Origin of the sequence: Nocardioides ginsengisegetis (genome assembly GCF_014138045.1) — a bacterium.
GTDB classification, from domain to species: domain Bacteria; phylum Actinomycetota; class Actinomycetes; order Propionibacteriales; family Nocardioidaceae; genus Nocardioides; species Nocardioides ginsengisegetis.
This window is the reverse complement of sequence record NZ_JACGXA010000001.1, coordinates 1,399,316-1,424,912: the sequence shown is the minus strand read 5'-3', so window position 1 is coordinate 1,424,912 and position 25,597 is coordinate 1,399,316. Positions and strand designations below refer to the sequence as shown.

Annotated in this window: 23 protein-coding genes and 4 tRNA genes; 8 read left to right on the top strand and 19 right to left on the bottom strand. The window is 69.9% G+C overall.

Annotation, left to right across the window (positions count from 1 at the left end; genetic code table 11):
- Nucleotides 1-35: 35 nt before the first annotated feature.
- The 7 genes from FB382_RS06670 to pgsA form a co-directional block, all read right to left on the bottom strand.
- Nucleotides 36-614 carry an alternate-type signal peptide domain-containing protein gene (locus FB382_RS06670; protein ID WP_182537818.1) on the bottom strand — a complete coding sequence of 193 codons (579 nt, stop codon included), beginning with the start codon at nt 612-614 and terminating at the stop codon, nt 36-38.
- A gap of 160 nt (nt 615-774) precedes the next feature.
- Entirely contained in the window at nt 775-1,563 is a 789-nt protein-coding gene (locus FB382_RS06665) for a hypothetical protein (RefSeq protein WP_182537816.1), read from the bottom strand.
- Nucleotides 1,564-1,586: 23 nt separating this feature from the next.
- Nucleotides 1,587-2,948, bottom strand: coding sequence for a hypothetical protein (locus FB382_RS06660; protein WP_182537814.1), 1,362 nt, complete (start codon nt 2,946-2,948; stop codon nt 1,587-1,589).
- Nucleotides 2,945-3,595, bottom strand: coding sequence for a hypothetical protein (locus FB382_RS06655; protein WP_182537812.1), 651 nt, complete (start codon nt 3,593-3,595; stop codon nt 2,945-2,947). Before FB382_RS06655 ends, FB382_RS06660 begins: the two co-directional genes overlap by 4 nt.
- A 32-nt stretch (nt 3,596-3,627) precedes the next feature.
- A complete protein-coding gene (locus FB382_RS06650) occupies nt 3,628-4,269 on the bottom strand; it encodes a hypothetical protein (RefSeq protein WP_182537810.1) in 642 nt (213 codons plus the stop codon).
- A 177-nt stretch (nt 4,270-4,446) separates the two neighbouring features.
- Nucleotides 4,447-5,352, bottom strand: a complete 906-nt coding sequence (pdxS, locus tag FB382_RS06645; RefSeq protein WP_182537808.1) for a pyridoxal 5'-phosphate synthase lyase subunit PdxS — start codon at nt 5,350-5,352, stop codon at nt 4,447-4,449.
- A gap of 47 nt (nt 5,353-5,399) precedes the next feature.
- The gene (gene pgsA / locus FB382_RS06640) at nt 5,400-6,014 is read right to left on the bottom strand and encodes a phosphatidylinositol phosphate synthase (protein ID WP_182537807.1); all 615 of its coding nucleotides are present in this window, start codon (nt 6,012-6,014) and stop codon (nt 5,400-5,402) included.
- A gap of 97 nt (nt 6,015-6,111) precedes the next feature.
- Here pgsA and FB382_RS22500 point away from each other — a divergent pair, with 97 nt between their 5' ends.
- Together FB382_RS22500 and FB382_RS06635 are read left to right on the top strand one after the other, a co-directional pair.
- Nucleotides 6,112-6,243 (top strand): hypothetical protein, encoded by a 132-nt coding sequence (locus FB382_RS22500; protein WP_260430599.1) that lies wholly within the window; start codon nt 6,112-6,114, stop codon nt 6,241-6,243.
- The gene (locus tag FB382_RS06635; RefSeq protein ID WP_182537805.1) at nt 6,240-7,379 is read left to right on the top strand and encodes a Rossmann-fold NAD(P)-binding domain-containing protein; all 1,140 of its coding nucleotides are present in this window, start codon (nt 6,240-6,242) and stop codon (nt 7,377-7,379) included. The genes FB382_RS22500 and FB382_RS06635 overlap by 4 nt, the downstream gene beginning before the upstream one ends.
- A gap of 4 nt (nt 7,380-7,383) precedes the next feature.
- On the opposite strand, the gene FB382_RS06630 is transcribed toward FB382_RS06635, so the two are convergent.
- The 5 genes from FB382_RS06630 to thrS form a co-directional block, all read right to left on the bottom strand.
- Nucleotides 7,384-8,004: an antibiotic biosynthesis monooxygenase gene (locus FB382_RS06630; protein WP_182537804.1), complete on the bottom strand. Its 621-nt coding sequence runs from the start codon at nt 8,002-8,004 to the stop codon at nt 7,384-7,386.
- A gap of 79 nt (nt 8,005-8,083) precedes the next feature.
- Nucleotides 8,084-8,698, bottom strand: a complete 615-nt coding sequence (locus tag FB382_RS06625) for a hypothetical protein (RefSeq protein ID WP_182537802.1) — start codon at nt 8,696-8,698, stop codon at nt 8,084-8,086.
- A 100-nt stretch (nt 8,699-8,798) separates the two neighbouring features.
- Entirely contained in the window at nt 8,799-9,566 is a 768-nt protein-coding gene (locus FB382_RS06620) for an inositol monophosphatase family protein (RefSeq protein ID WP_343055508.1), read from the bottom strand.
- Nucleotides 9,563-10,105, bottom strand: coding sequence for an HIT family protein (locus FB382_RS06615; RefSeq protein WP_246377111.1), 543 nt, complete (start codon nt 10,103-10,105; stop codon nt 9,563-9,565). Before FB382_RS06615 ends, FB382_RS06620 begins: the two co-directional genes overlap by 4 nt.
- Nucleotides 10,106-10,108: 3 nt before the next feature.
- Nucleotides 10,109-12,103, bottom strand: coding sequence for a threonine--tRNA ligase (gene thrS, locus FB382_RS06610; protein ID WP_182537800.1), 1,995 nt, complete (start codon nt 12,101-12,103; stop codon nt 10,109-10,111).
- Nucleotides 12,104-12,324: 221 nt separating this feature from the next.
- Here thrS and FB382_RS06605 point away from each other — a divergent pair, with 221 nt between their 5' ends.
- Nucleotides 12,325-19,257, top strand: coding sequence for an OmpL47-type beta-barrel domain-containing protein (locus FB382_RS06605; protein ID WP_182537797.1), 6,933 nt, complete (start codon nt 12,325-12,327; stop codon nt 19,255-19,257).
- 93 nt (nt 19,258-19,350) lie between these two features.
- On the opposite strand, the gene FB382_RS06600 is transcribed toward FB382_RS06605, so the two are convergent.
- Nucleotides 19,351-19,425 (bottom strand) — tRNA-Val (locus FB382_RS06600).
- Nucleotides 19,426-19,564: 139 nt separating this feature from the next.
- Between FB382_RS06600 and FB382_RS06595 the strand changes: the two genes are divergently transcribed.
- Nucleotides 19,565-20,014 carry an SsgA family sporulation/cell division regulator gene (locus tag FB382_RS06595; protein ID WP_246377110.1) on the top strand — a complete coding sequence of 150 codons (450 nt, stop codon included), beginning with the start codon at nt 19,565-19,567 and terminating at the stop codon, nt 20,012-20,014.
- On the opposite strand, the gene FB382_RS06590 is transcribed toward FB382_RS06595, so the two are convergent.
- Nucleotides 20,000-20,821: an aminotransferase class IV gene (locus tag FB382_RS06590; RefSeq protein WP_182537795.1), complete on the bottom strand. Its 822-nt coding sequence runs from the start codon at nt 20,819-20,821 to the stop codon at nt 20,000-20,002. The two genes, FB382_RS06595 and FB382_RS06590, sit on opposite strands and share 15 nt — an antisense overlap.
- A gap of 131 nt (nt 20,822-20,952) precedes the next feature.
- On the opposite strand from FB382_RS06590, the gene FB382_RS06585 reads away from it, so the two are divergent.
- From FB382_RS06585 to FB382_RS06575, 3 genes are all read left to right on the top strand, one after another.
- Nucleotides 20,953-21,025 (top strand) — tRNA-Gly (locus tag FB382_RS06585).
- A 32-nt stretch (nt 21,026-21,057) separates the two neighbouring features.
- Nucleotides 21,058-21,128: transfer RNA gene (locus FB382_RS06580), tRNA-Cys, on the top strand.
- Nucleotides 21,129-21,168: 40 nt separating this feature from the next.
- Nucleotides 21,169-21,243, top strand: a tRNA-Val gene (locus tag FB382_RS06575).
- Nucleotides 21,244-21,330: 87 nt separating this feature from the next.
- Here FB382_RS06575 and FB382_RS22815 read toward each other — a convergent pair.
- From FB382_RS22815 to FB382_RS06560, 3 genes are all read right to left on the bottom strand, one after another.
- Nucleotides 21,331-22,503 carry a tyrosine-type recombinase/integrase gene (locus FB382_RS22815; protein WP_182537794.1) on the bottom strand — a complete coding sequence of 391 codons (1,173 nt, stop codon included), beginning with the start codon at nt 22,501-22,503 and terminating at the stop codon, nt 21,331-21,333.
- The gene (locus tag FB382_RS06565; RefSeq protein ID WP_182537792.1) at nt 22,487-22,708 is read right to left on the bottom strand and encodes a helix-turn-helix domain-containing protein; all 222 of its coding nucleotides are present in this window, start codon (nt 22,706-22,708) and stop codon (nt 22,487-22,489) included. The genes FB382_RS22815 and FB382_RS06565 overlap by 17 nt, the downstream gene beginning before the upstream one ends.
- Nucleotides 22,709-22,771: 63 nt before the next feature.
- Nucleotides 22,772-24,367: a replication initiator gene (locus tag FB382_RS06560; RefSeq protein WP_343055507.1), complete on the bottom strand. Its 1,596-nt coding sequence runs from the start codon at nt 24,365-24,367 to the stop codon at nt 22,772-22,774.
- A gap of 164 nt (nt 24,368-24,531) precedes the next feature.
- On the opposite strand from FB382_RS06560, the gene FB382_RS06555 reads away from it, so the two are divergent.
- Nucleotides 24,532-24,912: a hypothetical protein gene (locus FB382_RS06555; protein WP_182537788.1), complete on the top strand. Its 381-nt coding sequence runs from the start codon at nt 24,532-24,534 to the stop codon at nt 24,910-24,912.
- A 58-nt stretch (nt 24,913-24,970) separates the two neighbouring features.
- Here the strand turns inward: FB382_RS06555 and FB382_RS06550 are convergent, their stop codons facing one another.
- Both FB382_RS06550 and FB382_RS06545 read right to left on the bottom strand, forming a co-directional pair.
- On the bottom strand, nt 24,971-25,144 hold the full coding sequence (locus FB382_RS06550) for a hypothetical protein (protein ID WP_182537785.1): 174 nt from the start codon (nt 25,142-25,144) through the stop codon (nt 24,971-24,973).
- A gap of 97 nt (nt 25,145-25,241) precedes the next feature.
- Nucleotides 25,242-25,484 carry a hypothetical protein gene (locus FB382_RS06545; RefSeq protein WP_182537783.1) on the bottom strand — a complete coding sequence of 81 codons (243 nt, stop codon included), beginning with the start codon at nt 25,482-25,484 and terminating at the stop codon, nt 25,242-25,244.
- Nucleotides 25,485-25,597 lie beyond the last annotated feature (113 nt).

Genomic DNA, 25,597 nt, shown 5'->3' with positions numbered 1-25,597 from the left:
GATGGTGGCGTCCCTCCCGCAAGCGCGGGGGACGATCAGTTGTTCGGGTCGTCCTGGGTGAGCTTGACCGTAAGCGTGTCCAGGGTGGACGTGATTCCCTGCGTGTTGTTGACGTTCACCGGCGTGGTGGCGTTCTCCGCGGTGCCGTAGGGAACGGTGACCACGTAAGTGACAGTGATGGTCTTGCCGTCGTCCGCAGAGGTGACTGCGCCGCCCAACGCAGGATCCGCCGGGACACCCGTCCCGATCTGGTACGTGGTGGCAACGGTGAGGTCGAGTCCGGGAGCGCCGGATACCGGGGTGTAGGTCACCGTGTTCGGCGCATCCACGGTCGCGGACAGATTGTCACCCGTCGCATCCAAGGTCATCGTGCACTGCTTCGTCAGTTCGTCGCCCGGCACGATGAGCGTGACGACGTCGCCCTCACTCGCAGCCCCGGTGTTGTACACCCAGTCGGGGTCGCACGTCCCGTCAGTCAGGCTCAGGGTTCCCGAGGCGAACGAGCCACCGTTGACGTCGCCCGTTGCCGTCCAGTACGCCAGCGACCCGGCGCCGCCCAGCAGCAGCGAACCTGCCGCAGCGGCCGCCAGTGCGCCCTTGGTTGCCTTGTTCATGGTGGTTGCCCCTCACCGGTGTCCCCGAGGAGCTCACCGAGTGGCGGCCCCTTATCGGCGACTCTCGGGTGCAGGCGAGGAGAAAGACATAGTTGTTACTCAGACGTGGATCTCCTGTGGAGAAGACTTGTCCACGCGTGGCCGGGGCGTGGGACGGGTGTTACTCGCGTGACGAGGGGCCGACGACCGTCGTCCACACCGCCGGGAGGAAGCTGAGGCCGACGAGGAGCCCCCAGAACCACGCCGGGATCTGCGGGTCCATGCTGACCGCGTAGCTCCCGTGCGGGTCCGCACGACGCACGTCGACACTGGCCACCTGCCCACTCCGCACCACCGCCGCGTCGGCGCCATCCCAGCTGCTCATCCGGATGGGAAAGACGCCGGTGCCGACGTACGACGCTCGCGCCCCTCCCCCGTCGATCGGCACGAACGCGAGCTGCTCTGCCTGGACGAGGGGCTGGTAGATCATCAGCGCCGCGGTCAGGGCCAGGGACGCACCGCCGACCACGACCGAGAGCCGCCACGACCGCCGGACGACTCGCACCAGAAGGGCGATCACGAGGGCACCGAGCAGCAGCACCGGAGCCGCCTGCACGATCCAGCCGATGCCGCGCCAGACATGGACCACCCGACCGACGACGTCGGACGGCTCCACGCGCCAGGGGTCCTTGCCGCTGATGGCGCCCTGCGTCGACAGCGTGCCGTCGCCGTGGACGGCCCGAACCAGGTGGCTGTAGGTCTGCTCGGGATGGCCGGGCGGGTGGAAGGTGATGAAGTCACCGGCTCGGAGGACACCTGCGTCGACGGGGCGCACCCACAGCAGCGACCCGACCGGCGCGCGGGTGCCCATCGACGGCGACTCGACCCGTTCGAGGTGGCCGCCGGTGACCCGCCATCCCACGACGAACGCGAGCCCGAGGACGAGAACCGCGAGGAGCAACCGGCTCACGACCCGACTCACTCGGCGCGAGGTCATGCCACGACCACCGCATCGGCACTGGTCCAGGCGAAGGCCAGGGACCAGGAGCTGCCGGTCGGCACGGACTCGACGGTCCAGCTGATCGGGACGTAGAGGCGCAGACCCGCGACGTCGGGGTCGTACGTCGAGCCACGGCTGACCGTCAGCGCCGACGACTGACTGCCCCCAGCGCCTGGTGCAGCGACGGGTCGGAACGAGTTGTCGGCGAAGGTCGCGAGCGCGAGACCCGACACCGGTGTCGACGCCGGCGAGGTGAACGACCAGGTGACGTCGAACATCGTGCAGGGCGAGGCGGTCGTGCCGGGGACGTTGCCACCGAACGTCGTGGTGCCGGTGTCGTCGAGCCTCCACTGTTCGGTGGCCGAGGAGGCGAACGTGTCGAAGGCCGTCTGGGATGAGGGGTTGGGCACCGCGTCCGGCGCTGGGCTCGCGTGGAAGACGACGAAGTTCGACAGCGATCCCGTGAAGTAGTTGCTCAGTCCGGTCCCGTAGGTGCGCGCCGACAGAGGGGACCATCCGAGGTGCCAGTAGCCGGTGGAACTGCCACCGCCCAGACCAGCCCCACCGACAGAGGCCACCGAGGCTCCGTCGACGTAGAGAGTCCACGTCGTGAGGGTGACGACCACCTGAGTGACCTCCACGCGGACGTACGCGAAGTGCCACGAGCCGTTGTTGTAGGAGCCCGGCGAGGTTCCCGTCGACGCCGTCGCGCTGTATCCGAACCCGATGTGGCCAGCCCCGTCCATGTACAGGAGGTGATCCGCGTTGGCCGTGCTCGTGTTGTCGGGTTTGTCGGTGAACCCGAACATGGCTCCCCCGGCCGTGCTGGTGGTCTTGAACCAGACTCCCCATCCGTAAGCAGCTCCGAGGCTGAACCCTGAGGGCGTCGTCTGCTGAACGACGGACGCGGCATACGCACTCGAGCCGTCCAGCGAGATCGCACTCGAGCCGGTCATCGGCCCGCCAGCCCGGAAGGCTGCTGCATAGCGGGGCAGCAGCGGGTTGGTGCCGGACTTGGCGTTACCAAGCTGAACAGGTGCGCACGACGCAGCTTTCACCGCAGCGGAGAGACGGCCAGTCCCCAGATCGCCCGAGTTGCTGATCGTGTCCGACCCCACGATCGAGCCCGAGCAGGCCTGGGTCCCGGCGACGCGAGGCCCCGCCGAGCAGGACGTCGACCCGTAGGTGTGGGTGAAGGCGAGCGAAGCCGCCCTCGTGGTGTTCGGGTCGTTGGCCAGGGTGGAGACGGTCCAGCCGGAGCGGGTCGTCCCGGTGGCGAGCCACGCGGCGAGCAGGGCGACCGCCACCGCGGCCACGAGCGCCCGCGACGGACTCAGGAGCCGGGCCCGACTCATTTCACCATCGTCCAGGTCATCGGCTGGGTGACGGTGACAGCCTGGTCGAGGACGTTGGCAGTCGCACTCAGGGCCACGGTGAGATGGCAGGTCGCCGAGCCGTTCGCCGCGATGGCGCCGGTGTGCGTCAACGTGGCGCCGATGCTGGCCGGGGCGACGGCGGACTGCACCAGGTCCGTCCACGCCGACCCCGAGCTGTACGACGTCCCCGGAGAGCAGCTGATCGCCACCGTGAGGTCGCCGTTGGTGCACACGTTGGCGACGGCCGGCGTCCCCGTGCCGGCGACCGGCAACTGGGTGCAGCTTCCGGGGGCAACGGAGAAGCTGGTCGCGGCAGCCGCGCCCACGTTGGTGAACGTGACGTCCATGGTCTGGCTCCCGCCCGGAGTCAGCGGCGTCGCCGTGCCGCCGTAGACGTTGATCGTGGTGCAGGTCGAGCTGTTGGTCGCGTTGGTGCTGGAGTAGCAGTCAACGCCGCCCGAGCTCTCCTTCAGGATCACCGCCGTCGCGGTGGCAGCAGTGTTCGCGTCGTTGCTGACGACCGCACTGGTCCACGACGACAGCGTGCCGTTCACCGACAGCGCGAGCGCCATCGCACTGACTGCGCAGACTGCCCAGACGCCGGGCAGGAAGCGTGGTCGGCCCATGTCATGCCCTCCCCCGAGGTGGCCAAGCCGGTTCAACTGGCGACGAGCGTCCAGGTGATCGGTTGCGAGGCGATCTGGTCCGAGTACTGCGCCGGCGCGTTGGTCGGCAATGTCACGAGGAACGTGCAGTTGATCGTCTCGGCGGGGTCGAGATTGGTCACGACTTTGTCGCCTGCCGTGTCAAAGGCGTCGAGAGTGCCGGTGTTGAAGACAGTGGTCGGCGTTGCCCCGCACGTGACCTTGACCGTCGCCGAACCGCACATGGAAGCGGAGACCGGGTCGCCGTTGGTGAGTGTCGCCGCGCACGAATCTGCCGACACGGTCAGGTCGCCGGCGGCGGTTCCCGTGTTCTTCATCGTCACGGTCTCGCTGTGCGTGTTCGTGCCATCGGGATCGAGGACGGTGTCGCCGTACTTGTTGATGCCCGAGCACGTCGCGACGTTGCCGGCGACCGTCGCCGAGTCGACGCACGACGTCGCTCCGCTGAGCTCCTCCAGCGCGACGGCGACGGTCGACTTGGTGTCATTGGTGTCGTTGTTGATGACGGCCTGCGTCCAGCTGGACAGCGTCCCGTTGACGCCCAGCACCATGACGACCGAGGCGAGCGCTCCGGCCCCCCAGGCCATGGGAACGAATCGGCTCTTGGGCGCGCCAGAAACTACCGAGTGCTTCATGCGTTGCTCCCTCACAACAGCCGGCTCCCCCGTGGCCCCGGCTGGAGGCAAGGGGATCGCAGACTTGAGGAAATCTTGCGAAAAGGAATGGCAAATGACCCGGACGGACCACCCTAAAGTAAAAACCGTGGCCCGATGAGGTCATCGGGCCACGGTCGAAAGGCTAACGGGGTGAGGTCACCAACCGCGCTCGGAGAGGCGGTGCGGCTGCGGCAGCTCCTCGACGTTGATACCGACCATGGCCTCCCCCAGACCGCGGGAGACCTTGGCGACCACGTCGGGGTCGTCGAAGAACGTCGTGGCCTTCACGATCGCCTCGGCACGCTGCTCGGGGTTGCCGGACTTGAAGATGCCCGAGCCCACGAAGACGCCCTCGGCGCCGAGCTGCATCATCATCGCCGCGTCCGCGGGGGTCGCGATGCCACCGGCCGTGAACAGCACCACGGGGAGCTTGCCGTTGGCGGCAACCTCCTTGACCAGCTCGTACGGCGCCTGCAGCTCCTTGGCCGCCACGTAGAGCTCATCGCCCTCGAGCGCCGCCAGCCGGCGGATCTCCGCGCGGATGGTCCGCATGTGGGTGACCGCGTTGGACACGTCGCCGGTGCCGGCCTCGCCCTTGGAGCGGATCATCGCCGCGCCCTCGGTGATCCGGCGCAGCGCCTCACCCAGGTTGGTCGCGCCGCACACGAACGGCACCGTGAAGGCCCACTTGTCGATGTGGTTGGCGTAGTCCGCCGGCGTCAGCACCTCGGACTCGTCGATGTAGTCGACACCCAGCGACTGCAGGACCTGGGCCTCGGCGAAGTGGCCGATCCGGGCCTTGGCCATGACGGGGATCGAGACGGCCTCGATGATCGAGTCGATCATGTCCGGGTCGCTCATCCGCGACACGCCACCCTGGGCACGGATGTCTGCGGGCACCCGCTCGAGCGCCATCACGGCAACGGCGCCGGCGTCCTCGGCGATCTTGGCCTGCTCGGCGGTGACCACGTCCATGATGACGCCGCCCTTGAGCATCTCTGCCATGCCGCGCTTCACGCGCGTGGTGCCGGTGTTTCCGTCTACGGGGGTGTTCTCGACCATGCCTCGATCCTAGTGCGACACGCCCGGGCGTCTCGCATCGGGAGCGGTCAGGACGCCGCCTCGGCCAGCGCCTGCTGACGCACCGCCCAGATCCGCTGGGCGACGGTGACGGTGCTCGCGACCGACAGGGCCCACAGGGCGACGTACAGCAGGATCGGGAGGTCGAACAGGCCGCTGAGGCCGGTCATCACCAGGATCGCGACGAGGCGGTCGGCGCGCTCGGCGATACCGACCTTGGCCTGGAAGCCGAGGCCCTCGGCGCGGGCCCGGGCGTACGACGTCACCGAGCCCATCACCGTGCAGACCAGCGCCAGCACGAGGTAGAGCGTGCTGTCGCCCGGCCCGGCGAAGTAGAGCGCGAGCGCGCCGAAGATGGCACCGTCGCCGACCCGGTCGAGCGTCGAGTCGAGGAACGCCCCGAACTTGCTCGACTTGCCGGTCAGCCGGGCCATGTAGCCATCGATCAGGTCGCTGAACACGAACGCGGTGATCACCAGGACGCCGGTCAGCAGCTTCCCCTGCGGGAAGAACACGAGGGCGCCGGCACAGACGCCGAGCGTCCCCACGAGCGTGACGGCATCGGCGCTGACGCCGAGCTTGATGAGCAGGTGGGCAACCGGGGAGATGACCTTCGTCCAGAAGGCGCGGAAACGTTCCATCATGGCGCGAGCAGGCTACCCGTAGCGGGTCCCGGGGTTGGTGATCAGGCGTAGTGTCACCAGTACGGAGCCATTCAGGCTTCCGATCAGAGGACCGCACATGAGCGACAAGTCGCCGCGGCAGGGCATGACCAAGAAGACCGGCAAGTCCATCAAGGAGAAACGCGCGGACAAGCGCGCCAAGGGCCACGAGGAGACGTTCTCCGAGAAGCTCGTCACCAAGAAGAAGTGACGCTCCTGTCGCTGGGGGTCATCGGCTCCTCGGCCAAGGAGAACGAACACCGGCTGCCGCTCCATCCTGACCACCTCGCGCTCCTCGACGCCGACCTGCGCGCACGGATCACGCTCGAGCACGGGTACGCCGCGCGCTTCGGCGTGCGCGACGAGGACCTGTCCGACGTGGTCGCCGGGTTCGCCTCCCGCGAGGAGCTGCTGGCCGGCTCCGACGTGGTGCTCCTGCCCAAGCCGCAGCACGCCGACGTCGCCGCCCTGGGCCCCGGCCAGGTGCTGTGGGGCTGGCCGCACTGCGTGCAGGACACCGAGCTCACGCAGCTCGCGATCGACCGGCGCCTGACGCTGATCGCCTTCGAGGCGATGAACCACTGGACCCGTGACGGCAACGTCGGTGTCCACGTGTTCCACAAGAACAACGAGCTCGCCGGCTACTGCTCGGTGCTCCACGCGATGGAGCTGGCCGGCATCACCGGCGACTACGGCCGACGGCTGAGCGCCGTCGTGATCGGCTTCGGAGCGACCGCCCGCGGGGCGGTCACCGCGCTCAAGGCACACGGAGTCCACGACGTCGCGGTGCTCACCAACCGCCAGGTCGCCGCGGTCGGCTCACCGATCCACTCGGTACGGATCCGGCAGTTCGACCACGACCCCGACTCCCCCCGCGTCAGCCACGTGATCACCGATCGCGGCCGCGAGCCGCTGGCGGCGTACCTCGCGGAGAACGACATCATCGTCAACTGCACCCTGCAGGACACCGCGGCCCCGCTCATCTACCTCGGCGAGGAGGACCTCGGGGCGTTCCGGCCCGGGAGCCTGATCGTCGACGTCTCCTGCGACCTGGCGATGGGCTTCACCTTCGCGCGCCCGACGACGTTCGACGAGCCGACCTTCGACGTCGGCAACGTGCACTACTACGCCGTCGACCACACCCCGTCGTACCTCTGGAGCTCGGCGACGTGGGAGAACAGCAACGCGCTCATCCCGTTCCTGCGCCCGGTGCTCGAGGGCGGGGCGTCGTGGGACGCCAACGAGACGCTCAGCCGGGCGATCGAGATCCGCGAGGGGCGCATCGTCAACCCCCGCATCCTCGACTTCCAAGGGCGTCTCGCGGCGCACCCCCACCTAGTCTCCTGACGGCTCACACCAGCTCGGGCAGCCTCAGGTGGGCCAGGACGACGTCGCACTCGGCCACGTCCAGTACGTCGACCCCGGCGTCCCGCAGCCCCGCGTCGCGGATCGCCCAGCTGCGCTCGCGGCTGGCCGCCAGCGACTCGGCGCTGTCGTAGACGGTGGTGTTGCAGGCGCGGCCGTTCTCCCGGTCGACCAGCAGACTCGCGCTGCAGAATCCGGCCAGTGACTCCATCTCGGGGATCATCGCGTCGCGATAGATCCCGATACCGCGATCGACGTCGCCGTGGTTGAGTCGCAGCCACGTCACCCGACAGCAGGCACCCGCGGTGACCATGTGCCGCCGGTGCATGACCGCGACGTCCCACTCGGCCAGCTCGGGCGTCGCGCCCAAGATCTCCGCGCCCCGGAGCCGGGCGTTGGCGAGCCGCGGCAGGCTGGCCCGCATGGCCTCCCGGGAGTCCCAGGAGCTGGTGACGATGCTCAGGCCGGTGTCGCGGTCCACGACCATCGACAGGCCGATGCAGCCGTCGAGCCGGGAGATGGTCGGCAGCACCTCGTCGCGGACGAAGTCGACGCCCTCGTCCTGCCGGTCGGCGTCGCCGTGGAACGTGATGGAACGTGCGTACATGGATCCTCCGGTGTCATGCAGGGGGTGGCGGGCCACGGCCGGCCCCCGCACGGGGAGGGGGGCCGGCCGGGTCGCCGGGTCAGACCAGCTCGGGCACCCTCAGGTGGGCAATGGCCAGCTCGAACTCGGCGATGTCGAGGAACTCGACACCCATCTCACGGGTGGCGGTCTCGCGCATCCTGGCCGCGTCCGCTCGGGTGGCGTCGAGCGCCGCTTGCGAGTCGAACACGGCGGTGCCGCACGTGCGGCTGCCGGCGCGATCGATGAGGAAGCTGGCGCTGCAGAAGCCGTCCATCCCCTCGAGCTGCGTCAGCACACGGGACTTCCAGAACTCGACGGTCCCGTCGAGGTCACTCGCCCGGGTCCAGGTGATCCGGCAGCAGGCGCCCGGCGAGGTCTGGTGGTCGCGGTGCATCACGGCCACCTCCCACTCCTCGACGGTGGGGGTGCCGCCGAGCACCTCGCCGCCACGGGCGCGGTACGACGCGAGCCGGTCGCCGCTCGCGTGCATGGAGGCCTCGTCGCGCCAGGAGCTGGTCGCGATGCACTGGCCGGAGGAGCGGTCGACGACCAGCGACATGCCGGCGCAGCCGTCCATGGCCGTGATCGCAGGCATGACCTCGTCGCGGATGTAGGTGATGCCGGCGTCGATGTTGCCGGGGTCGCCCTTGATCGTGGTGGAGCGCGCGTACATCAGTAGGCCTCCTTGGGGGCATCGGGGGCGGCACCCCGACGGCGCCGCCGCTCTCGACACGATGCTCCCGACCACCGCGATGGGCAATGGCCCGGACGGGTCAACGCGCTCCGAGGGCCTCGCAGACCTGGGCCACCGACGTGGGGGCCCCGGCGACCGACCAGACGACTCCGCCGGCCTCGACCTGGCGGGCCACTCCCCCGACGCCCCGGATGATCGCGGCCCCCGGGAGCCGGTCCCAGTCGGCGACGGTGTGCTGGAAGCTCACCCCCATCTGCCCCTGCGCGATCGCCATCGCGTCCATGGTCCCCGAGCCCAACATCCGCAGGGTGGCGACCCCGGCCACGGCCCGGGCGAAGGCCGCGGCGATCGCGGGGTCGTCGAAGGGCGGGTGCAGGTAGGTGGTCGCGCACGTCTCCCCCAGCGGTACGTCGACCAGCGCGGGCAGCTCGTCCCCGTTGCGCGTCGAGGGCAGCTCCGGGCCGCCGACGAAGAGGTCGTCGTCGTGCGGGTGGAAGACCGCGCCCAGCAGCACGTCGTCCTCGTCGACCAGGGCGAGGGCCGAGCACCACCAGGTGAGTCCGCGGTGGAAGTTGTAGGTGCCGTCGACCGGGTCGATGACCCAGGTGCGACCGCTGGTGCCGGCCCGGTCGGTGCCCTCCTCGCCCAGGATCGCGTCGTGCGGCCGCTCGGCGGTCAGGCGGTCGACGACGAGCCGCTCGGCGGCCTTGTCGGCCGCGGTCACGATGTCGGAGATCGACGTCTTGTGCTCGGCGGCCAGCCCCTCGGCCCGCATCCGCTGGGCGAGCCGGCCGGCCTCGCGGACCAGGTCGGCGGCCAGGGCCGCGTCGTCGAGGAGGTCGCTCACGCCGTCCAGGCCTTCGCCAGCAGCTCGCGGGTGTCGCCGAGCAGCTCGGGCAGGGTCTTGGTGCGCCCGATGATCGGCATGAAGTTCTGGTCGCCGGGCCAGCGCGGCACCACGTGCTGGTGCAGGTGGGCGGCGATGCCGGCCCCCGCGACGAACCCCTGGTTCATGCCGATGTTGAAGCCGCCGGCCCCGGACACCGACCGGAGCACCCGCATCGCGTGCCGGGTGAGGTCGGCGATCTCGGCCGCCTCCTCGTCGGTGGTCTCGGTGTAGTCCGCGATGTGGCGGTAGGGGCAGACCATCAGGTGGCCCGGTGCGTAGGGGTAGAGGTTGAGCACGACGTAGGCGAGCTCACCCCGGTGCACCAGCAGCCCGTCCTCGTCGGACAGCGTGGGCACCCGGCAGAACGGGCACTCATCCGACGACCCGTCGGCCGGCTTGTTCTCCCCCCGGATGTAGGCCATCCGGTGGGGAGTCCACAGACGGTCGAGGGCGTCGGGGTCACCCACGCCGTCCTGCCGGAGCCCTTCCTCGGGCAAGGCTCAGACCTGCTCGCGGGACTCGACCGCCGCGACCACGCGGGCGATCGCGTCCTCGATCGAGACGCCGTTCTCCTGCCGGCCGTCGCGGTAGCGGAACGACACCGCCCCGGCCGCGATGTCGTCGCCGCCGGCGATCATCATGAACGGCACCTTCTGCAGCTGCGCGTTGCGGATCTTCTTCTGCATCCGGTCGTCGGAGTCGTCGACCTCGACCCGGATCCCCGCCTTCTGCAGCTGCCTGGCAACGTCGTAGAGGTAGTCGACGTGCGCCTCGGCGACCGGGATCGCCTGCACCTGCACCGGGGCGAGCCACGGGGGGAACGCGCCGGCGTAGTGCTCGACCAGCACGCCGATGAACCGCTCGATCGAGCCGAACTTGGCGGAGTGGATCATCACCGGCTGCTGGCGCGAGCCGTCGGGAGCGACGTACTCGAGGTTGAACCGGTCAGCGGAGGGCTGGTTGAAGTCGTACTGGATCGTCGACATCTGCCAGGTGCGGCCGATGGCGTCGCGCGCCTGCACCGACACCTTGGGTCCGTAGTAGGCCGCGCCGCCGGGGTCGGGGACGAGCTCGAGGCCCGACTCGATGCAGACGTCCTCCAGGACCTTGGTCGCGATCTCCCAGTCCTCGTCCGAGCCGATGAACTTGTCGGGCTTGGAGTCGTCACGGGTCGACAGCTCGAGGTAGAAGTCGTCGAGGCCGAAGTCCCGGAACAGCCCGAGGCAGAAGTCGAGGAGGTGCTTGATCTCCGCCGGCGCCTGCTCCTTGGTGACGTAGGAGTGCGAGTCGTCCTGGGCGAAGCCACGCACGCGGGTCAGGCCGTGGATGACGCCGGACTTCTCATGGCGGTAGACCGAGCCGAACTCGAAGAGCCGCAGCGGCAGCTCGCGGTAGGAGCGCTGGCGCGACCGGAAGATCAGGTTGTGCATCGGGCAGTTCATCGCCTTGAGGCGGTAGTCCATGCCGTCGACGTCGAGCGGAGGGAACATGCCCTCGCCGTAGTAGGGCAGGTGGCCGGAGGTGTAGAACAGCCCCTCCTTGGCGATGTGCGGGGTGCCGACGTACTCGAAGCCCTCCTCGATGTGCCGGCGGCGGACGTAGTCCTCCATCTCCCGCTTGATCACGCCGCCCTTCGGGTGGAAGACCGGAAGGCCGGAGCCGATCTCGTCGGGGAAGCTGAAGAGGTCGAGGTCGCGGCCGAGCTTGCGGTGGTCGCGGCGCTCGGCCTCCTCGATGCGGAAGAGGTGCTCGTCGAGCGCCTCCTTGGACTCCCAGGCGGTGCCGTAGATGCGCTGGAGCTGCTTGTTCTTCTCGTCGCCACGCCAGTACGCCGCCGCCGAGCGCATCAGCTTGAACGCGGGGATGCGCTTGGTCGTGGGCAGGTGCGGGCCGCGGCACAGGTCGCTCCACGCGACCTCGCCCTTGCGGTTGATGTTGTCGTAGATCGTCAGCTCGCCGGCGCCGACCTCCACGCTGGCGCCCTCGGCCGCGTCGTCGGACTTGCCGGAGCCCTTGAGGCCGATCAGCTCGACCTTGTAGGGCTCGTCCTTGAGCTCGTTGAGCGCGTCGGCGTCGGTCGTGACGCGCCGGTCGAACTTCTGGCCCTCCTTGATGATCTTGCGCATCGCGCTCTCGATCTTCGTGAGGTCCTCGGGGACGAACGGGGTCTCGACGTCGAAGTCGTAGTAGAAGCCGTTCTCGACCGGCGGTCCGATGCCGAGGCGGGCCTCGGGCCACAGCTGCTGGACGGCCTGGGCCATCACGTGCGCGGTGGAGTGCCGCAGGATGTCGCGGCCGTCCTTGCTGTCGATCGCGACACCCTCGACCTCCGCGCCGTCGGCCAGCTCGTGGGCCAGGTCGCGCAGGGCGCCGTCCACGCGGGCGGCGATGATCGACGGGTCGTCGGCGAAGAGCTCCCACGCCTTCGTGCCCGTCGTCACGGTCTTCTCCTCACGCGCATCGGCGTGGACGAGGGCGACCTTGATGTCGGACACAGGAGTGCTCCTTGGATCGGTGGACACGGCTCGGTCGAGCCGGACCCCGCGATCGTATCCGTCGGCTTCGGGCCGTCGCTCCCCGGTTTCGGGTGGCTGCCCCTACCCAATCCCGGTGACCCCGTGCGGTTGCTGCCCGCGCGGCCCGGCCCCGCCCGGGGATGGTGGCCACCTCGCCTCCCTCGAGTGGGGGCGTCACGTGCGAGTGGCCGGGGGGACACATGTGTGAAGCAACGCTGGACAAGGGGTATCGACCGGGAGCGGGCCACCGCTGGTGGCTGAAGGTGCTGGCCAGCCTGGCGCTGGTCCTGGGGTCGATCGGCGTCATTCCGACCGCGACGGCCAACACCGTCCTCACGGCGGGGTTCACCGGTGGCGCCAACACCGTGAACCTCGGAGGAACGCTCTACGCCAAGCAGAACGCCGCCTTGACGTTGACCGTCACCACCGACAGCTCCAAGTGCGTCGAGGTCTACAACGGCTCGAACGCCCTGGTCGACTCCAAGACCGACAACAGTGGGTTGACCGGCTGGACGTTCTCCGGCGCCGCCTGGACCGCCGGAGCCGGCAACGGGCTCCAAGCATTCACGGTCAAGGCGTACAGCGCCAAGAACTGCAAGACCAACCCGAACGAGACGATGGCGGTGCAGACGGCCTCGTACGTTCTCGACAATGCCGCGCCGACCGCAACCGCGACGCTCAACCCCGCCCCCAACGGCGCGGGCTGGAACAAGGCCGACACCACCGTCACGTGGACCGCCTCCGACAACGGCGGCTCCGGCGTCGCCAACGTCTCGCCGACCACCAGCACAGTCTCCACCGAGGGCACGACGACCCGGACGACCACGGTCACCGACAACCTCGGCAACTCCGCCACGAGCGCCCCGGTGACGGTCAAGGTCGACAAGACGGCGCCGACCATCACCGGCAGCCGCAGCCCGGCGCCCAACGCCAACGGCTGGAACAACTCCGACGTCACCGTCTCCTTCAGCCCGTCCGACGCCACGTCCGGGGTCAAGGCGGCAACCTCACCGGTCGTCCTGTCCTCCAACGGCGCCGGCCAGTCGGTAACCGGCTCGGTCACCGACAACGCCGACAACACCGCCAGCACCACCGTGAGCGGGATCAACATCGACAAGGTCGCGCCGACGCTGATCGGGCACCCAACCACGAGCCCCAACGCCAACGGCTGGTACGCCGGGGACGTAGCCGTCGCCTGGACCGCCACCGACGCCCTGTCCGGTGTCACTACGAGCCCCGGGAACAGCACGATCTCCGGCGAGGGCACGGGCCTGACCGCCGCTCAGTCGGTCACGGACCGTGCCGGCAACACCAGCGGCTCCGTGCAGAGCACCCCGGCCGTCCGGATCGACCGGACCGCGCCGACCACCTCGCTCACCGCACCGCCGGCCTGGAGCCCGACCGACCTCACCCTGACGCTCGTCGCCAACGACGGCCTGTCCGGGGTCGACCGGACCCGCTTCGAGCTGGACGGCGGCCCCACGGCCACCGGCACCAGCGTCCCGGTCACCACCGAAGGCACCCACACGCTGAGCTTCTGGTCCGTCGACAAGGCGGGCAACACCGAGACCGCGCACCAGGTCACCTTCGGCATCGACAAGAGCGCGCCGACCATCGCGCACCTCCAGTCGCCGCCGGCCAACTCCGACGGCTGGAACAACACCTCGGTCACGGTCACCTTCAGCTGCGCCGACCAGGACAACCTGTCCGGCGTGGCGAGCTGCACCGGCCCGCAGACAGTCACCACCGAGGGACCCGCCCAGGCCGTGAACGGGACAGCCATCGACCGCGCCGGCAACAGCGCCACCGACCACGCCACGGTCAGCATCGACAAGACCCCGCCGACGATCACCGTCGACGCGCTGCCGGCGCCCAACGCCTCCGGCTGGTACCGCGCTCCCGTCACCGCGACCTTCACCGCCGCCGACACGCTCTCCGGGATCAAGTTGGCCGACAAGTCCCACGTGTTCGGCGAGGGTGGCGCCCAGCTGTTCGCCGCCGGCGCCACTGACGTGGCCGGCAACAGCTCCTCCGTGGTCACGCCGCTCGTCAGCGTCGACACGACGCCGCCGACCATCACCGGCACCGTGGTGGACACCCCCAACGCCGACGGCTGGTTCAGCGACGACGTGACGGTCCACTGGACCTGCCACGACAACCTCTCCGGGGTCGTGACCTGCCCCGGTGACACGGTCGTGCACGGCGAGGGCAGCGACCGCTCCGCCAGCGCCAGCATCACCGACCGCGCGGGCAACACCGTGACCGCGACCGTCGACGGCATCCGCATCGACCGCACCGCGCCGACCACGGATGCCGCCGGCGTACCGGCCGGCTGGGTCAACGCGCCCGTCACCGTGGGCCTGGGCGCCAGCGACAACCTCTCCGACGTGGCGAGCACCTGGTACGCCGTGGACGGCGGCACCGCGGCCAGCGGCACCAGCGTGACCGTCGGCGCGGAGGGCGTGCACCTGGTCCGGTACTGGTCGGTCGACCACGCCGGCAACACCGAGACGGCCCGGATGTTCACGGTCCGGCTCGACCTGACCTCGCCCAGCATCACGCCTGGCCAGTCCCCCGCGCCCAACGCCAACGGCTGGAACAACACCGACGTGGCGGTCAGCTTCGCCTGCGAGGACCAGACGAACCTGTCCGGCCTCGACGAGTGCACGGCACCCAGCGTCGTGAGCACTGAGGGCCTCGCCCAGCGGGTCGCCGGCAGCGCGAGCGACCACGCCGGCAACCGCGTGACCGGCAGCGCGGCCATCAACATCGACAAGACCCCGCCGGCGATCACCGGCGCCCCGGACCGGGCCGCCAACGCCGCGGGGTGGTACGCCGACGACGTCACCGTGTCGTTCAAGGCCACCGACGGGCTCTCCGGCATCGACCAGGTCACTCAGCCCCGCCGACTGAGCGAGGGCGCCGACCAACGTGTCGACGGCAGCGCCACCGACAACGCGGGCAACTCCGCGGCCACCTCCGTGACGGGCATCAACGTCGACGAGACGGCGCCCGACCTGAGCGCCGCTCCGACGACGCTGCCCAACGCCCACGGCTGGTACAACACGCCTGTCACCGAGGTGTGGGCCGCCTCCGACACGCTGTCCGGCCTTGCGGGCCCCGTCCCGCCGGCCGCCGTGCTGTCCAGCGACGGCGAGGGGCAGACCGTCTCGGCCAGCGTCACCGACAAGGCCGGCAACACGACGAGCGCGACCAGCGAGCCGGTGAAGATCGACCGCACCGCACCCTGGACCGACGCGTCCTCGCCCGGCGGCTGGACCAACCACGGCGTCACGGTGACCCTGACCCCGCACGACGGCCTCTCCGGCGTGGCCTCGACGAGCTACCGCGTCGACGGCGGAGCCGCCCACGTGGGCACGAGCGTCGTGCTCGAGGACGAGGGCACCCACACGGTGGCCTACGCCAGCACCGACGTCGCAGGCAACACCGAGGACGTCCAGAGCGTCACGGTGAAGATCGACAAGACCGCGCCCACGATCACCCACGCGCTCACACCGCCCGCCAACGGCAACGGCTGGAACAACACCGACGTCACCGTGACCTTCACCTGCGACGACCAGGTCGGGCTCTCCGGCGTGGCCTCCTGCAGCGACCCCAGCGACGTGACCGACGAGGGTGCGGGCCAGGAGGTCACCGGCACGGCCACCGACAACGCGGGCAACGGCGCCAGCGACACCGCACGGGTCAGCCTGGACCGCACGAAGCCGACGATCACCGGGCACCGCAGCCCGGTCGCCAACGCCTACGGCTGGAACAACACCGACGTGACCGTCCACTTCGACGCGCACGACCAGCTGTCCGGCCTCGACGGGGTCACTGCTGACCAGACCCTCAGCGAGGGCACCGACCAGTCCGTGACCGGGACCGCCCGGGACGCGGCCGGCAACGAGTCCAGCGACACCGTCTCGGGCGTCAACGTCGACGAGGCCGCGCCCACCCTGTCGGGCGAGCCGACGACGGCGCCCAACGCCCACGGCTGGTACGCCGGCGACGTCACCATCCACTGGACGGCCGACGACGACCGCTCCGGCATCCCGGTGCCGCCGGGCAACGACACCATCACCGGCGAGGGCGAGGCCCTGCGGGCCGGCGCCACGGTCACCGACCGTGCCGGCAACTCCACCAGCGCCCAGAGCCCGGCCGTCAAGATCGACCGCACGGCGCCCACCACGGGTGCGGACGCGCCGGCCGGCTGGAACAACTCCGCCGTCACGGTCAGCCTGAGTGCCGCCGACGGACTGTCCGGGGTCGAGGGCACCTACTACGCGGTCGACGGCGGCACCTCACACCAGGGCAGCTCGCTCACCCTGAGCACCGAGGGCGTCCACACGCTGACCTACTGGAGCGTCGACAACGCCGGCAACACCGAGCCGGCCCACACGGTGACGGTCAAGATCGACCTCACCGACCCGACCATCGGTCACGAGGTCCGCCCGGCACCCAACGCAGCCGGCTGGAACAACGGCCCCGTCAAGGTCCACTTCGGCTGCGACGACGCCCTGTCCGGGGTCGCCACCTGCTCGCCGGACGAGCCGGTCACCACCGACGGCAAGGACCAGCCCGTCCAGGGCGCTGCGACGGACAACGCCGGCAACCGGCGTACGGACTCCGCGCTGGTCAGCATCGACACCGTCGACCCGACGATCACCGGCGGCCCGGACCGGGCCCCGAACGCCAACGGCTGGTACGACGGCGACGTCACCGTCGGATTCACCTGCGACGACGCCTTGTCCGGCATCGCCGACTGCACCGCGCCGGTCGTGGTCGGCGAAGGCGCCGGCCAGCGGGTCCACGGCACGGCCACCGACGCCGCCGACAACGAGGACGACCTCGTGGTGGGTCCGCTCGAGGTGGACAAGACCGCACCGTCCCTGTCCGGGGCGGTGACCAGCCAGCCGAACGCCGACGGGTGGTACCGCGGCGACGTCACCGTCGCCTGGACCGCGTCCGACGCGCTCTCCGGCCTCGACGGCCCGGCACCGGCCGACAGCACGATCACGAGCGAGGGCCGGGATCTCGTGGCCGGCGCCACGGTCCGCGACCGGGCCGGCAACCAGACCTCCGCCACCAGCCACCCGGTGCGGATCGACCGCACCGCTCCGGTGACGACCGTCTCCGACGTCTCGGACTGGACCAACAGCGCGGTCACGGTGGACCTGTCCGCGGGCGACACCCTGTCCGGCGTCGAGGGCACCTATTACGTCGTCGACGGCGGGGACACCGTGGAGGGCGACCGGGTCGTGCTCGACTCCGAGGGCGTGCACACGGTCCAGGTCTGGAGCCTCGACCACGCCGGCAACGTGGAGCAGCGGCACACCGTCACGGTGAAGATCGACCGGACTCTTCCGGGCATCAGTCACAGCCTGTCGCCCCAGCCGAATGCCAGCGGCTGGAACAACTCCGACGTGACCGTCACGTTCACCTGCACCGATGCCGACTCGGGCATGGCCGGTTGCACCACCCCGGTCACCCGCGGGGAGGGCGCCGCTCAGCACGTTGTCGGCATCGCGACGGACCGCGCCGGCAACCGCGCGACCGACGAGGCGACCGTGAGCGTCGACGAGACCGCTCCCAAGGTCACCGGCGAGCTCTCCGCGCGACCCAACGCGCACGGCTGGTTCAACGCGGACGTCGTCGCTACCTTCTCCTGCGCCGACCAGGCCGGCCTGTCCGGCGTCGTCTCGTGCCCCGACGGGGTGACCTTCGGGGAGGGCCGCGGGCAGTCCGCCGGCGGTGCCGCCACCGACGGCGCCGACAACACCGGCGCGCCCTTCCGGATCACCGGCGTCGACGTCGACAAGACCCGGCCGGACCTCACCGGCCGCGCCACGACGCCGCCCAACGCCAACGGCTGGTACGCCGGGGACGTGACCGTCCGCTGGACCGCCACCGACGCCCTCTCGGGCGTGGACGGCTCGGGACCCGCCGACAGCACCGTCACCGGCGAGGGCGACGACCTGTCGACCTCGGCGTCGGTCAGCGACCTGGCGGGCAACAGCCGGTCCGTGACCGTCCGTGGGCTCAAGATCGACCGCACCGCCCCGAGCACCTCCGCCACGCCGCCGAACGGCTGGCAGAGCAGCGACGTCACACTGCGCCTGACCGCCAGTGACTCGCTGTCCGGCGTCGCCGTCACCCGCTACTCCGTCGACGGCGGCCCGACCCAGGACGGCACGGCGGTCTCCGTCAGCCGCGAGGGCACCCACCGGGTCGCCTTCTGGAGCGTGGACAACGCCGGCAACCGGGAAGAGACCGCCACGGTCACCGTGCTCGTCGACAAGACGCCGCCCGGGATCACCGGACGCGCGACCACCAGCCCGAACGCGGCCGGGTGGTACCGGACCCCGGTGACCGTGGCCTTCACCTGCAGCGACGGCACCAGCGGGATCGCCGCCTGCCAGCCCGATGTCACCACCTCCGCCCAGGGGAGCAACTCGGTGACCGGGTCGGCGGTCGACAACGCCGGCAACACCGCTCGCGCCACGGTCGGCCCGCTCAACGTCGACACCGTCGCCCCGACGGTGAGGCTCGGCGGGGTCAGCGACGGCATGACCTACACCCTGGGCGCTGTCCCTGCCGCGACCGTGAGCGGCAGCGACAGCACCAGCGGACTCGCCGCCCCGGCGACGATGACGACCACCGGCGGCACCAGCAGCGGCGTGGGCACGTTCACCGTGACGGGACGAGCCGTCGACCGGGCCGGCAACGAGGGCTCGGCGACCCTGACCTACCGGGTCATCTACGGCTACGGCACGCAGCTGTTCCTGCAGCCGGTCAACGACACCGCGCACCAGACGGGGCTCTCGACCAGCGTGTTCAACGCCGGCCAGGCCATCCCGATGAAGTTCCTGGTGCGCAACGCCGCGGGCCAGGTCGTCCGCACCGCCGCCGCCCCGCAGTGGCTGACGCCCGTCAAGGGCGGTCCCACCAGTGCCGCGGTCAACGAGGGGGCGTACACAACGACGGGCACCGTCGGGTCGACGTACACCTGGGACGGCAGCCAGTACCAGTACAACTGGAAGACCGAGAAGACCCAGGCCGGCAGCTACTGGCGGGTCGGCGTGGCGCTCGACGACGGGCAGACCTACTACGTGAACATCGGTCTGCGCTAGACGACCGACCGGGCCCGACCCCCGACCGGGCCCGGTCGGTGCCACCAAAAAAGACCCGCAGGCGAGGAGTTCTCCTCGAGCTGCGGGTCCTGATGGTGGGCGATACTGGGTTCGAACCAGTGACCTCTTCGGTGTGAACGAAGCGCGCTACCACTGCGCCAATCGCCCCTGCGGTGCGGTGCGAAACCTTAGCGTATGCCCGCGCCGCCATCACATTCCGGGATCGCCGTCACGAGTGGCGGGTTGGTGCGTCTCCTCGACAGACCGGTGCACGGGGGCCGGGAGGACCGAGGAACCGAGCACCCACATGACCCAGCAGCCCGTCCCACAGCAACCGATGTCCCAGGCGCTGTCGCAGGAGCTGACCCTGCACTGCCTCGACGGCCGCGGCCGCAGCCTCGAGCTCGCCGCATCGTTCGGCTACGACCCGCGCGACCCGTACGCCGTGTGGATCACGTTCCCCAACCCGGCCGGTGACGTGCGGTGGGCGATGAGCCGCTCCACCCTGCGCCGCGGCATGACCGACCCGGCCGGCCAGGGCGACCTCCAGGCGTGGCCAAGCATCGACGAGGACGGCCGCGCCGTGGTCGTGCTCGAGTTCCAATCCCCCGACGGCCGCCTGGTCGCCCAGGCGCACACCGACGCGGTGCACCAGTTCCTGACCCGCTCCCTGGCCCTGGTCCCGGCCGGGACCGAGAGCGAGCACCTCGACCTCGACGGGCTCGTGGCGGCACTGCTCGGCTCAGCTGCCCAGTAGCTCCGGCTCACGCTTGCGCCAGGTCGCGATCGCCTCGAGCGTGACCGGCCCGGGCGCGGGCAGCTCGATGCCGTCCCAGTGCGAGACGGCCTGCACGTCGCGGGTGGTCGAGACGAGGAAGACCTCGCTGGCCCGCTCGACGACCTCGATCGGCTCGTCGACCTCCCGACCCCCGTACCACTCGAGCAGCAGCGCCCGTGTCACGCCGGCCAGGCAGCCGCTCGCCAGCGTCGGCGTCCGCAGCTCGCCGTCGAGCACGTAGAAGACGTTGGTGCCGGTGCCCTCGCAGAGGTTGCCGGCGGTGTTGGCGAAGATCGCCTCGCTCGCGCCCCGCTCGTGGGCGGCGGCCAGCGCGACGACGTTCTCGGCGTACGACGTGGTCTTCAGACCGGCCAGTGCGCCCCGCTCGTTGCGCGGGTAGGGCACGGTCGCCACGCGCGTCGTCTCGGGCCACTCCCCCATCGCGTCCGCGACGACGATCAGGGTCGGGGGCGCGTCGCCACGACCGGAGCCCAGCGGCGCCGGCCCGCCCGTGTAGGTGATCCGGATCCGACCCAACCGCAGCTCCTGGCCCTCGAGCACGGCGGCCACCCCACGTCGTACGGCGTCGGTGTCGACCTCCGGCAGCGCGAGACCCGCGGCGGAGCGCGCGAGTCGCTCCAGGTGGAGCGTCAGGGCGAACGGCTGGCCGTCGACGACCTTGACCGCCTCGAAGACTCCGTCGCCCACGGTGAGCCCGTGATCGGTCACTCCGACGGCCGGGGCGGTCGGGTCGGACAGGACTTCACCGTTCATCCAGGCGCGCATGGCGACCACTCTAGGAGGGTGAACGAGCCGTGCACGGCGGGCGAACACGCCCGAGGGGGGCCGATTTTGCACGCCCGTGGGGTTCGGCTAATGTTCCTTTCGCACCGAGGCCCCCGGGCCGCGGATCGCAAGCGGACGTAGCTCAGTTGGTAGAGCGCAACCTTGCCAAGGTTGAGGTCGCGAGTTCGAGCCTCGTCGTCCGCTCGGAGAGGTCTCTCTCTTGGTTTGACCTCCACGGTGGAGTGGCCGAGAGGCGAGGCAACGGACTGCAAATCCGTCTACACGGGTTCAAATCCCGTCTCCACCTCGAACATCATCGATCCCCTTGTGGGATCGTTGTTGCTCTCGGGCGATTGGCGCAGTGGTAGCGCGCTTCCTTGACACGGAAGAGGTCACTGGTTCAAACCCAGTATCGCCCACCAGCATCACCGCAGGTCAGCGACACAGAAGCCCCTCAGCCGAACAGGCCGAGGGGCTTTCTTGTTGCCACTGAGTGACTAACTGAGTGACTAACTCTCGCGGTCGTCTTCGTCGGCGGCCTGGTCGGGCAGGTCAAACAGGGTGTCCATGACCTGGGTCCCGCCCGTCAGGATCGGTCGCAGCTGCTTGCGGTAGACCGTCTCGGTCACCTTCGTGCTGCCGTGCCCGACCAGCCTTGCGATCTCCTCGAGGGGCACGCCGGCATCGCTCATCAGGGAGACGAACGAGTGCCGGAGCTCGCGCGGGGTCCACTCCCCCGCCTCGAGGCCGGCCTTCGTGCAGACGTTGCGGAACATCCGCCGCACGTTGGCCGAGTCCAGGGCGGTCCCGCTGCTGGTGCAGAACACCAGGCCGCGTTCGTCGTACCGACCCAGCTGCTGGATCACGGCACGATGCCTCTCGAGCGCCTCGACGGCGTGGGCCGGCAGCGCGAGGGTTCGCCGCGACAGCCGCGTCTTGGTGTCGCCACCGGCCCGCACCGATCGCCAGACCCGCACGTGCGGTGGCACGGGAGGGTCGCTGTTCGGGTCGCCCGTGAGGTCGACGTGGTCCCAGGTCAGGGCCCGCAACTCCTCGTTGCGGACCCCGATCAGCATCCCGAGCGTGACGTAGGCACCGAGTGGGTCGGCGGCGGATGCGGTCAGGAGAGCGCGTGCCTGGTCGAGGGTCATGGACTTCGACGGGCGGCCTCCCTTGCCCGTCGGGGCTGTGCAGAGCAGGGCCACGTTCCTGCCGACCAGGTCGCGAGCCTCCGCCCAGCGGATCGCGCGCCGCAGGATCGAGAGCACCCGTTGGAGCGTCGAGGTGCTGAGCTGGTGCCGGCGGGCGCCGAGCATCCGGTCCACGTCGTGCGCTCGAAGCTCACGGAGCCGCTTCTTGCCGATGAGCGGGACGATGTGGGCCCGGGCGAGGTGCTGGTTCTGCTCCACCGTTCCCGGGGCGCGACCATGCAACCCGTGGGCCAGCCACGACTCGATCACCTCCCCGACCGTCACGCCGCCCTGGGTGACATCGAGGCCCAGGTCGACCTCTCGCAGCAGCTCCTTGAGCTTCCGGTTCGCCTCCGTCCGCGTGATCGCGCTGAACCGCCGCGTGCGCCTCTTACCCCGTGAGTCGTAGCCGACCGTCACGGTGACGATCCACCGTTGACGCGCTTCGTCCCAGTGGATGCCGCCGTCACCCCGGTTACGGCGCGCCGTCACGTCCGGCACTCCCCCGCAACAACCGGGCCACGTACTCGTCCAGCGACCGAGCCGGCACCCGCCGGCACTTGCCCACCTGCACCGACCGCAGCTGGTTGGACCGGATCAGCTGGTAGACCCGATCGCGGCTCAAGCTCAACAGCTCGGCCGCCTCCTCCACGCGATACAGGACCCGAGGACGGTCCAGCTCAATCTCTCGCTTCATCTCCACTCCCGAGAGCCGGGTCGAGGGCCGCGGCCTCCCGACGTTCGATGGTCAGGTCACCCGTCAGCTCGTCAAGGGCACTTCGTGTCCTTCGGACTCCGCTGCGCTCCGCCCTTGACGACCAGTCGGGTGACCGGGATTGGCTGGTTGTCGGGAGGCCGCGGAGGTGTGGCGGCCGGGCTGGCGCGTGCGCGAGATCGCCGCCGACATGACCGCCGACGCCGCCTGATCGAGATCGAGGTAGCCGCGCCCGACGTACACCCACGACGACACCAGCTCGAAACCGTCGGGCAAGTCGGCGGCGTCGTCGAGGACCTCGCGGATGTCCGCGTCCGGCTCGAGCCCCGGATCCCTCCGGAACGCCCGACGAGCCCGACGGATCTGGCTGAACGTGACCGAGTAGGAACGGGACTTCGTGATCGGGTGCCCCCGGTAGCCCAGGGTCGCGAAGTTGTCGCGCAACCGCGCATACGCCTCCCCCTCACCTGCCACCCGGTTCGCTGCCTCGATGATCCGGACAGCATGCGGCGAGGCACCGACACTCCGCGCATGGACGGCCGAGGTGACGCGCGCCGGGAGCCCGAAGTCCTCGGTGGCCTTGGTCAGATACTTCGCCAGGTACGCCGCCACCTGCTCGGGATGTACCACGCGGCCACCGCGCTCGGAGTCGCGGCCCGCGGTGTCGGTGATCGAGCGACAGTCCAGTTGACGGCCCCACGTCAGCCGGTACGCCGTCCCGTTGCGCAGCGGTCCGACATCGAGGCGCACCGACTCGGTCGTCCGCCGCACGGCGTCCTCGAGGTCCCGGGTGGACAGGTCCAGGTCGGACGGCTTCCCGTCGGGGCCGAGCGGACCATCGATCCGGATCGGCACGTGCACGTGGATCAGCCCGCGGGCCTGGAACTCGACCACCTTCGAGTAGGCGATCCGGCATCGCTGCCGAAACGCCTTCACGCTCAACCCGGTCACCGCAGCCAGCCGGCGCTGCAGCGCGATGGTGAACCGCCGCCACAGCTCGGGTGCATGCCACTGCCACAGCACGTGGCCGGTGTAGTCGTAGCACTCCCAGCACAGCGGATGCCCCAGCTGAGAGTCGTTCTCCCGATGCCTCTTGCCACACCACAGCGCTCGCCCATGCGGACACACCGGCTTATCCCGACGCGCTCGACACGGCCCCTTCCGGCGCAGCCCGTGCACGGGGCCGAACGAGGGCGCGGTCAGTGTCGCGAACGTGCAAGGTCGGTCGGCCACGGACGCCGGGACTCCCTTGCCTCCGGCCAGCCCGCAGACCAGGAGATGCCACGCGTCGCCCTTGTACTCGTGACTGCACGTCGGGCAGACCGAAGCCCGCCGGTTCCCGCACCGCACGTACGTGTGGCCGTCCAGCTCGTCGGCCGATGAGTAGCGCTCCACAACCTCGCCCGTGCCCTTGTCGACCAGCATCGTCGTCCCGCGCAGCCGAACCGGGCGCGCGCACCCACCGCTTCGACCGACCGCAGACTCGATCCCGGCCTCACCGACGAGCGCCCGCGGAAGTCCTCGCTCGCCTGGGCTTGATTGCCCGACATCCCGCACGGCACGCCGCCTTCCCCGCCAGAACACATCAGGTGTCCAGTTGAGCGGGCAGTCAGGGACGTTCCCACCACGTCGGCAGGACATCGCAGGACGTCTACCCGGACCCCATGGCCTCGGGTGTGCTCTCTCGGAAGGGCAGGGATCCGGCTGGCCAACTGCTTCCGGACATGCCGAGATGAGGTGCGCATTGGCGTTGAGCCCAGCGACGCAAACCTCGCCCGGACGACCCCGCGGGATAGCCTCCAGTCATGGTTGAGGTGAGAGGTTGGACCAGCCCCGATGCGTGGATCTTGGCTTCGATCACCACCTCGCGGCGAGGCTCCACACTGAGCCGCGTGATCGGTACTGCAGATGCGTTCAACCACGGCATCCCGAGCCGTGACCAACTCGCGTCCAGCTTTGGCGCACTCATCGATGCCGGACTCGTTGACGTCACCGACGGACGGTTCCGCTTGACCCGCAACGGCAAGCGCATTCGAAAGACTTGGCGCGGCGGTGCCTTCGAATGGGGCCAGGTGCTTCCGCGCCTGGAGCCCATACCTCGCAGCAGCCGGGAGTATCCGCTCACGAGCGAGGAGTGGCAGCGCGCCTATGACGAGTACTACCCGCCTGAGCGTCGGTCCCGATAATTCGCACGCTCATGCCACGATCCGCCCCGGAGCTGCCGATGATCGGATGTAGCGCCTGCTAGGGCTCGCGCCGGTTCCACTCCTCGTTGACCCGGCCCAGCAATGCGCGCACCTTCTCCACGTCAGCGCCGATTCGAATGTCGAACTCCCAATCCTCGATGGGACCTCCACCCGTCGACACTTCGTTCAGGCTGCGGCTGATCCACCGCAGTTCCTCAGTGGTGAAGTCCATGCAACGAGGCTAGAACAGTCAGGCGGCAACGCACGCTCATGCCGCGATCCGCGCGGTCATGCCGATGAGCGGTAGGCGCTGCCGGGCGAGCCGGAGGTCAATCGCCGACGACGATGTCGATCATGTAGGAGCCTGCGGCGTCCGCATGCATGTCATCCGGGACCTCGGACCAAGGGCCGATCAGCAGAGCCTTGGCTTCGTCGTACGCGCTGCCCTGATAGCCAGGCCGCGAGAAGTCGGCGATGCGACTCATGGACGGGTAGACGCTCTGTCCAACAACGAACCCCTCCATCCCAAGCAGGCGGCGACCTTGCGTCTGCGCCAGGTCGATGGCGGTCACGGCGTCCTCGTAACGGACCCAGACCTCGCCACCCGAGGTTGTGTACGTGTCCGAGAACCGTGCGAGCAACTCGCCCTCGAAGGGTGATGTGTCCCTTGGGTCGGTCATCGTCA

What these genes read in the sequence shown, in the direction of transcription:
- FB382_RS06670 (WP_182537818.1), bottom strand. Translation starts at nt 614, where the DNA reads ATGAACAAGGCAACCAAGGGCGCACTGGCGGCCGCTGCGGCAGGTTCG.
- FB382_RS06565 (WP_182537792.1), bottom strand. Translation starts at nt 22,708, where the DNA reads ATGAAGCGAGAGATTGAGCTGGACCGTCCTCGGGTCCTGTATCGCGTG.
- FB382_RS06550 (WP_182537785.1), bottom strand. Translation starts at nt 25,144, where the DNA reads ATGGACTTCACCACTGAGGAACTGCGGTGGATCAGCCGCAGCCTGAAC.
- FB382_RS06555 (WP_182537788.1), top strand. Translation starts at nt 24,532, where the DNA reads ATGGTTGAGGTGAGAGGTTGGACCAGCCCCGATGCGTGGATCTTGGCT.
- FB382_RS06660 (WP_182537814.1), bottom strand. Translation starts at nt 2,948, where the DNA reads ATGAGTCGGGCCCGGCTCCTGAGTCCGTCGCGGGCGCTCGTGGCCGCG.
- pgsA (WP_182537807.1), bottom strand. Translation starts at nt 6,014, where the DNA reads ATGATGGAACGTTTCCGCGCCTTCTGGACGAAGGTCATCTCCCCGGTT.
- FB382_RS06655 (WP_182537812.1), bottom strand. Translation starts at nt 3,595, where the DNA reads ATGGGCCGACCACGCTTCCTGCCCGGCGTCTGGGCAGTCTGCGCAGTC.
- FB382_RS06590 (WP_182537795.1), bottom strand. Translation starts at nt 20,821, where the DNA reads ATGCGCGCCTGGATGAACGGTGAAGTCCTGTCCGACCCGACCGCCCCG.
- FB382_RS06560 (WP_343055507.1), bottom strand. Translation starts at nt 24,367, where the DNA reads ATGTCCTGCCGACGTGGTGGGAACGTCCCTGACTGCCCGCTCAACTGG.
- FB382_RS06595 (WP_246377110.1), top strand. Translation starts at nt 19,565, where the DNA reads ATGACCCAGCAGCCCGTCCCACAGCAACCGATGTCCCAGGCGCTGTCG.
- FB382_RS22500 (WP_260430599.1), top strand. Translation starts at nt 6,112, where the DNA reads ATGAGCGACAAGTCGCCGCGGCAGGGCATGACCAAGAAGACCGGCAAG.
- FB382_RS06630 (WP_182537804.1), bottom strand. Translation starts at nt 8,004, where the DNA reads ATGTACGCACGTTCCATCACGTTCCACGGCGACGCCGACCGGCAGGAC.
- FB382_RS06625 (WP_182537802.1), bottom strand. Translation starts at nt 8,698, where the DNA reads ATGTACGCGCGCTCCACCACGATCAAGGGCGACCCCGGCAACATCGAC.
- pdxS (WP_182537808.1), bottom strand. Translation starts at nt 5,352, where the DNA reads ATGGTCGAGAACACCCCCGTAGACGGAAACACCGGCACCACGCGCGTG.
- FB382_RS06650 (WP_182537810.1), bottom strand. Translation starts at nt 4,269, where the DNA reads ATGAAGCACTCGGTAGTTTCTGGCGCGCCCAAGAGCCGATTCGTTCCC.
- FB382_RS06605 (WP_182537797.1), top strand. Translation starts at nt 12,325, where the DNA reads ATGTGTGAAGCAACGCTGGACAAGGGGTATCGACCGGGAGCGGGCCAC.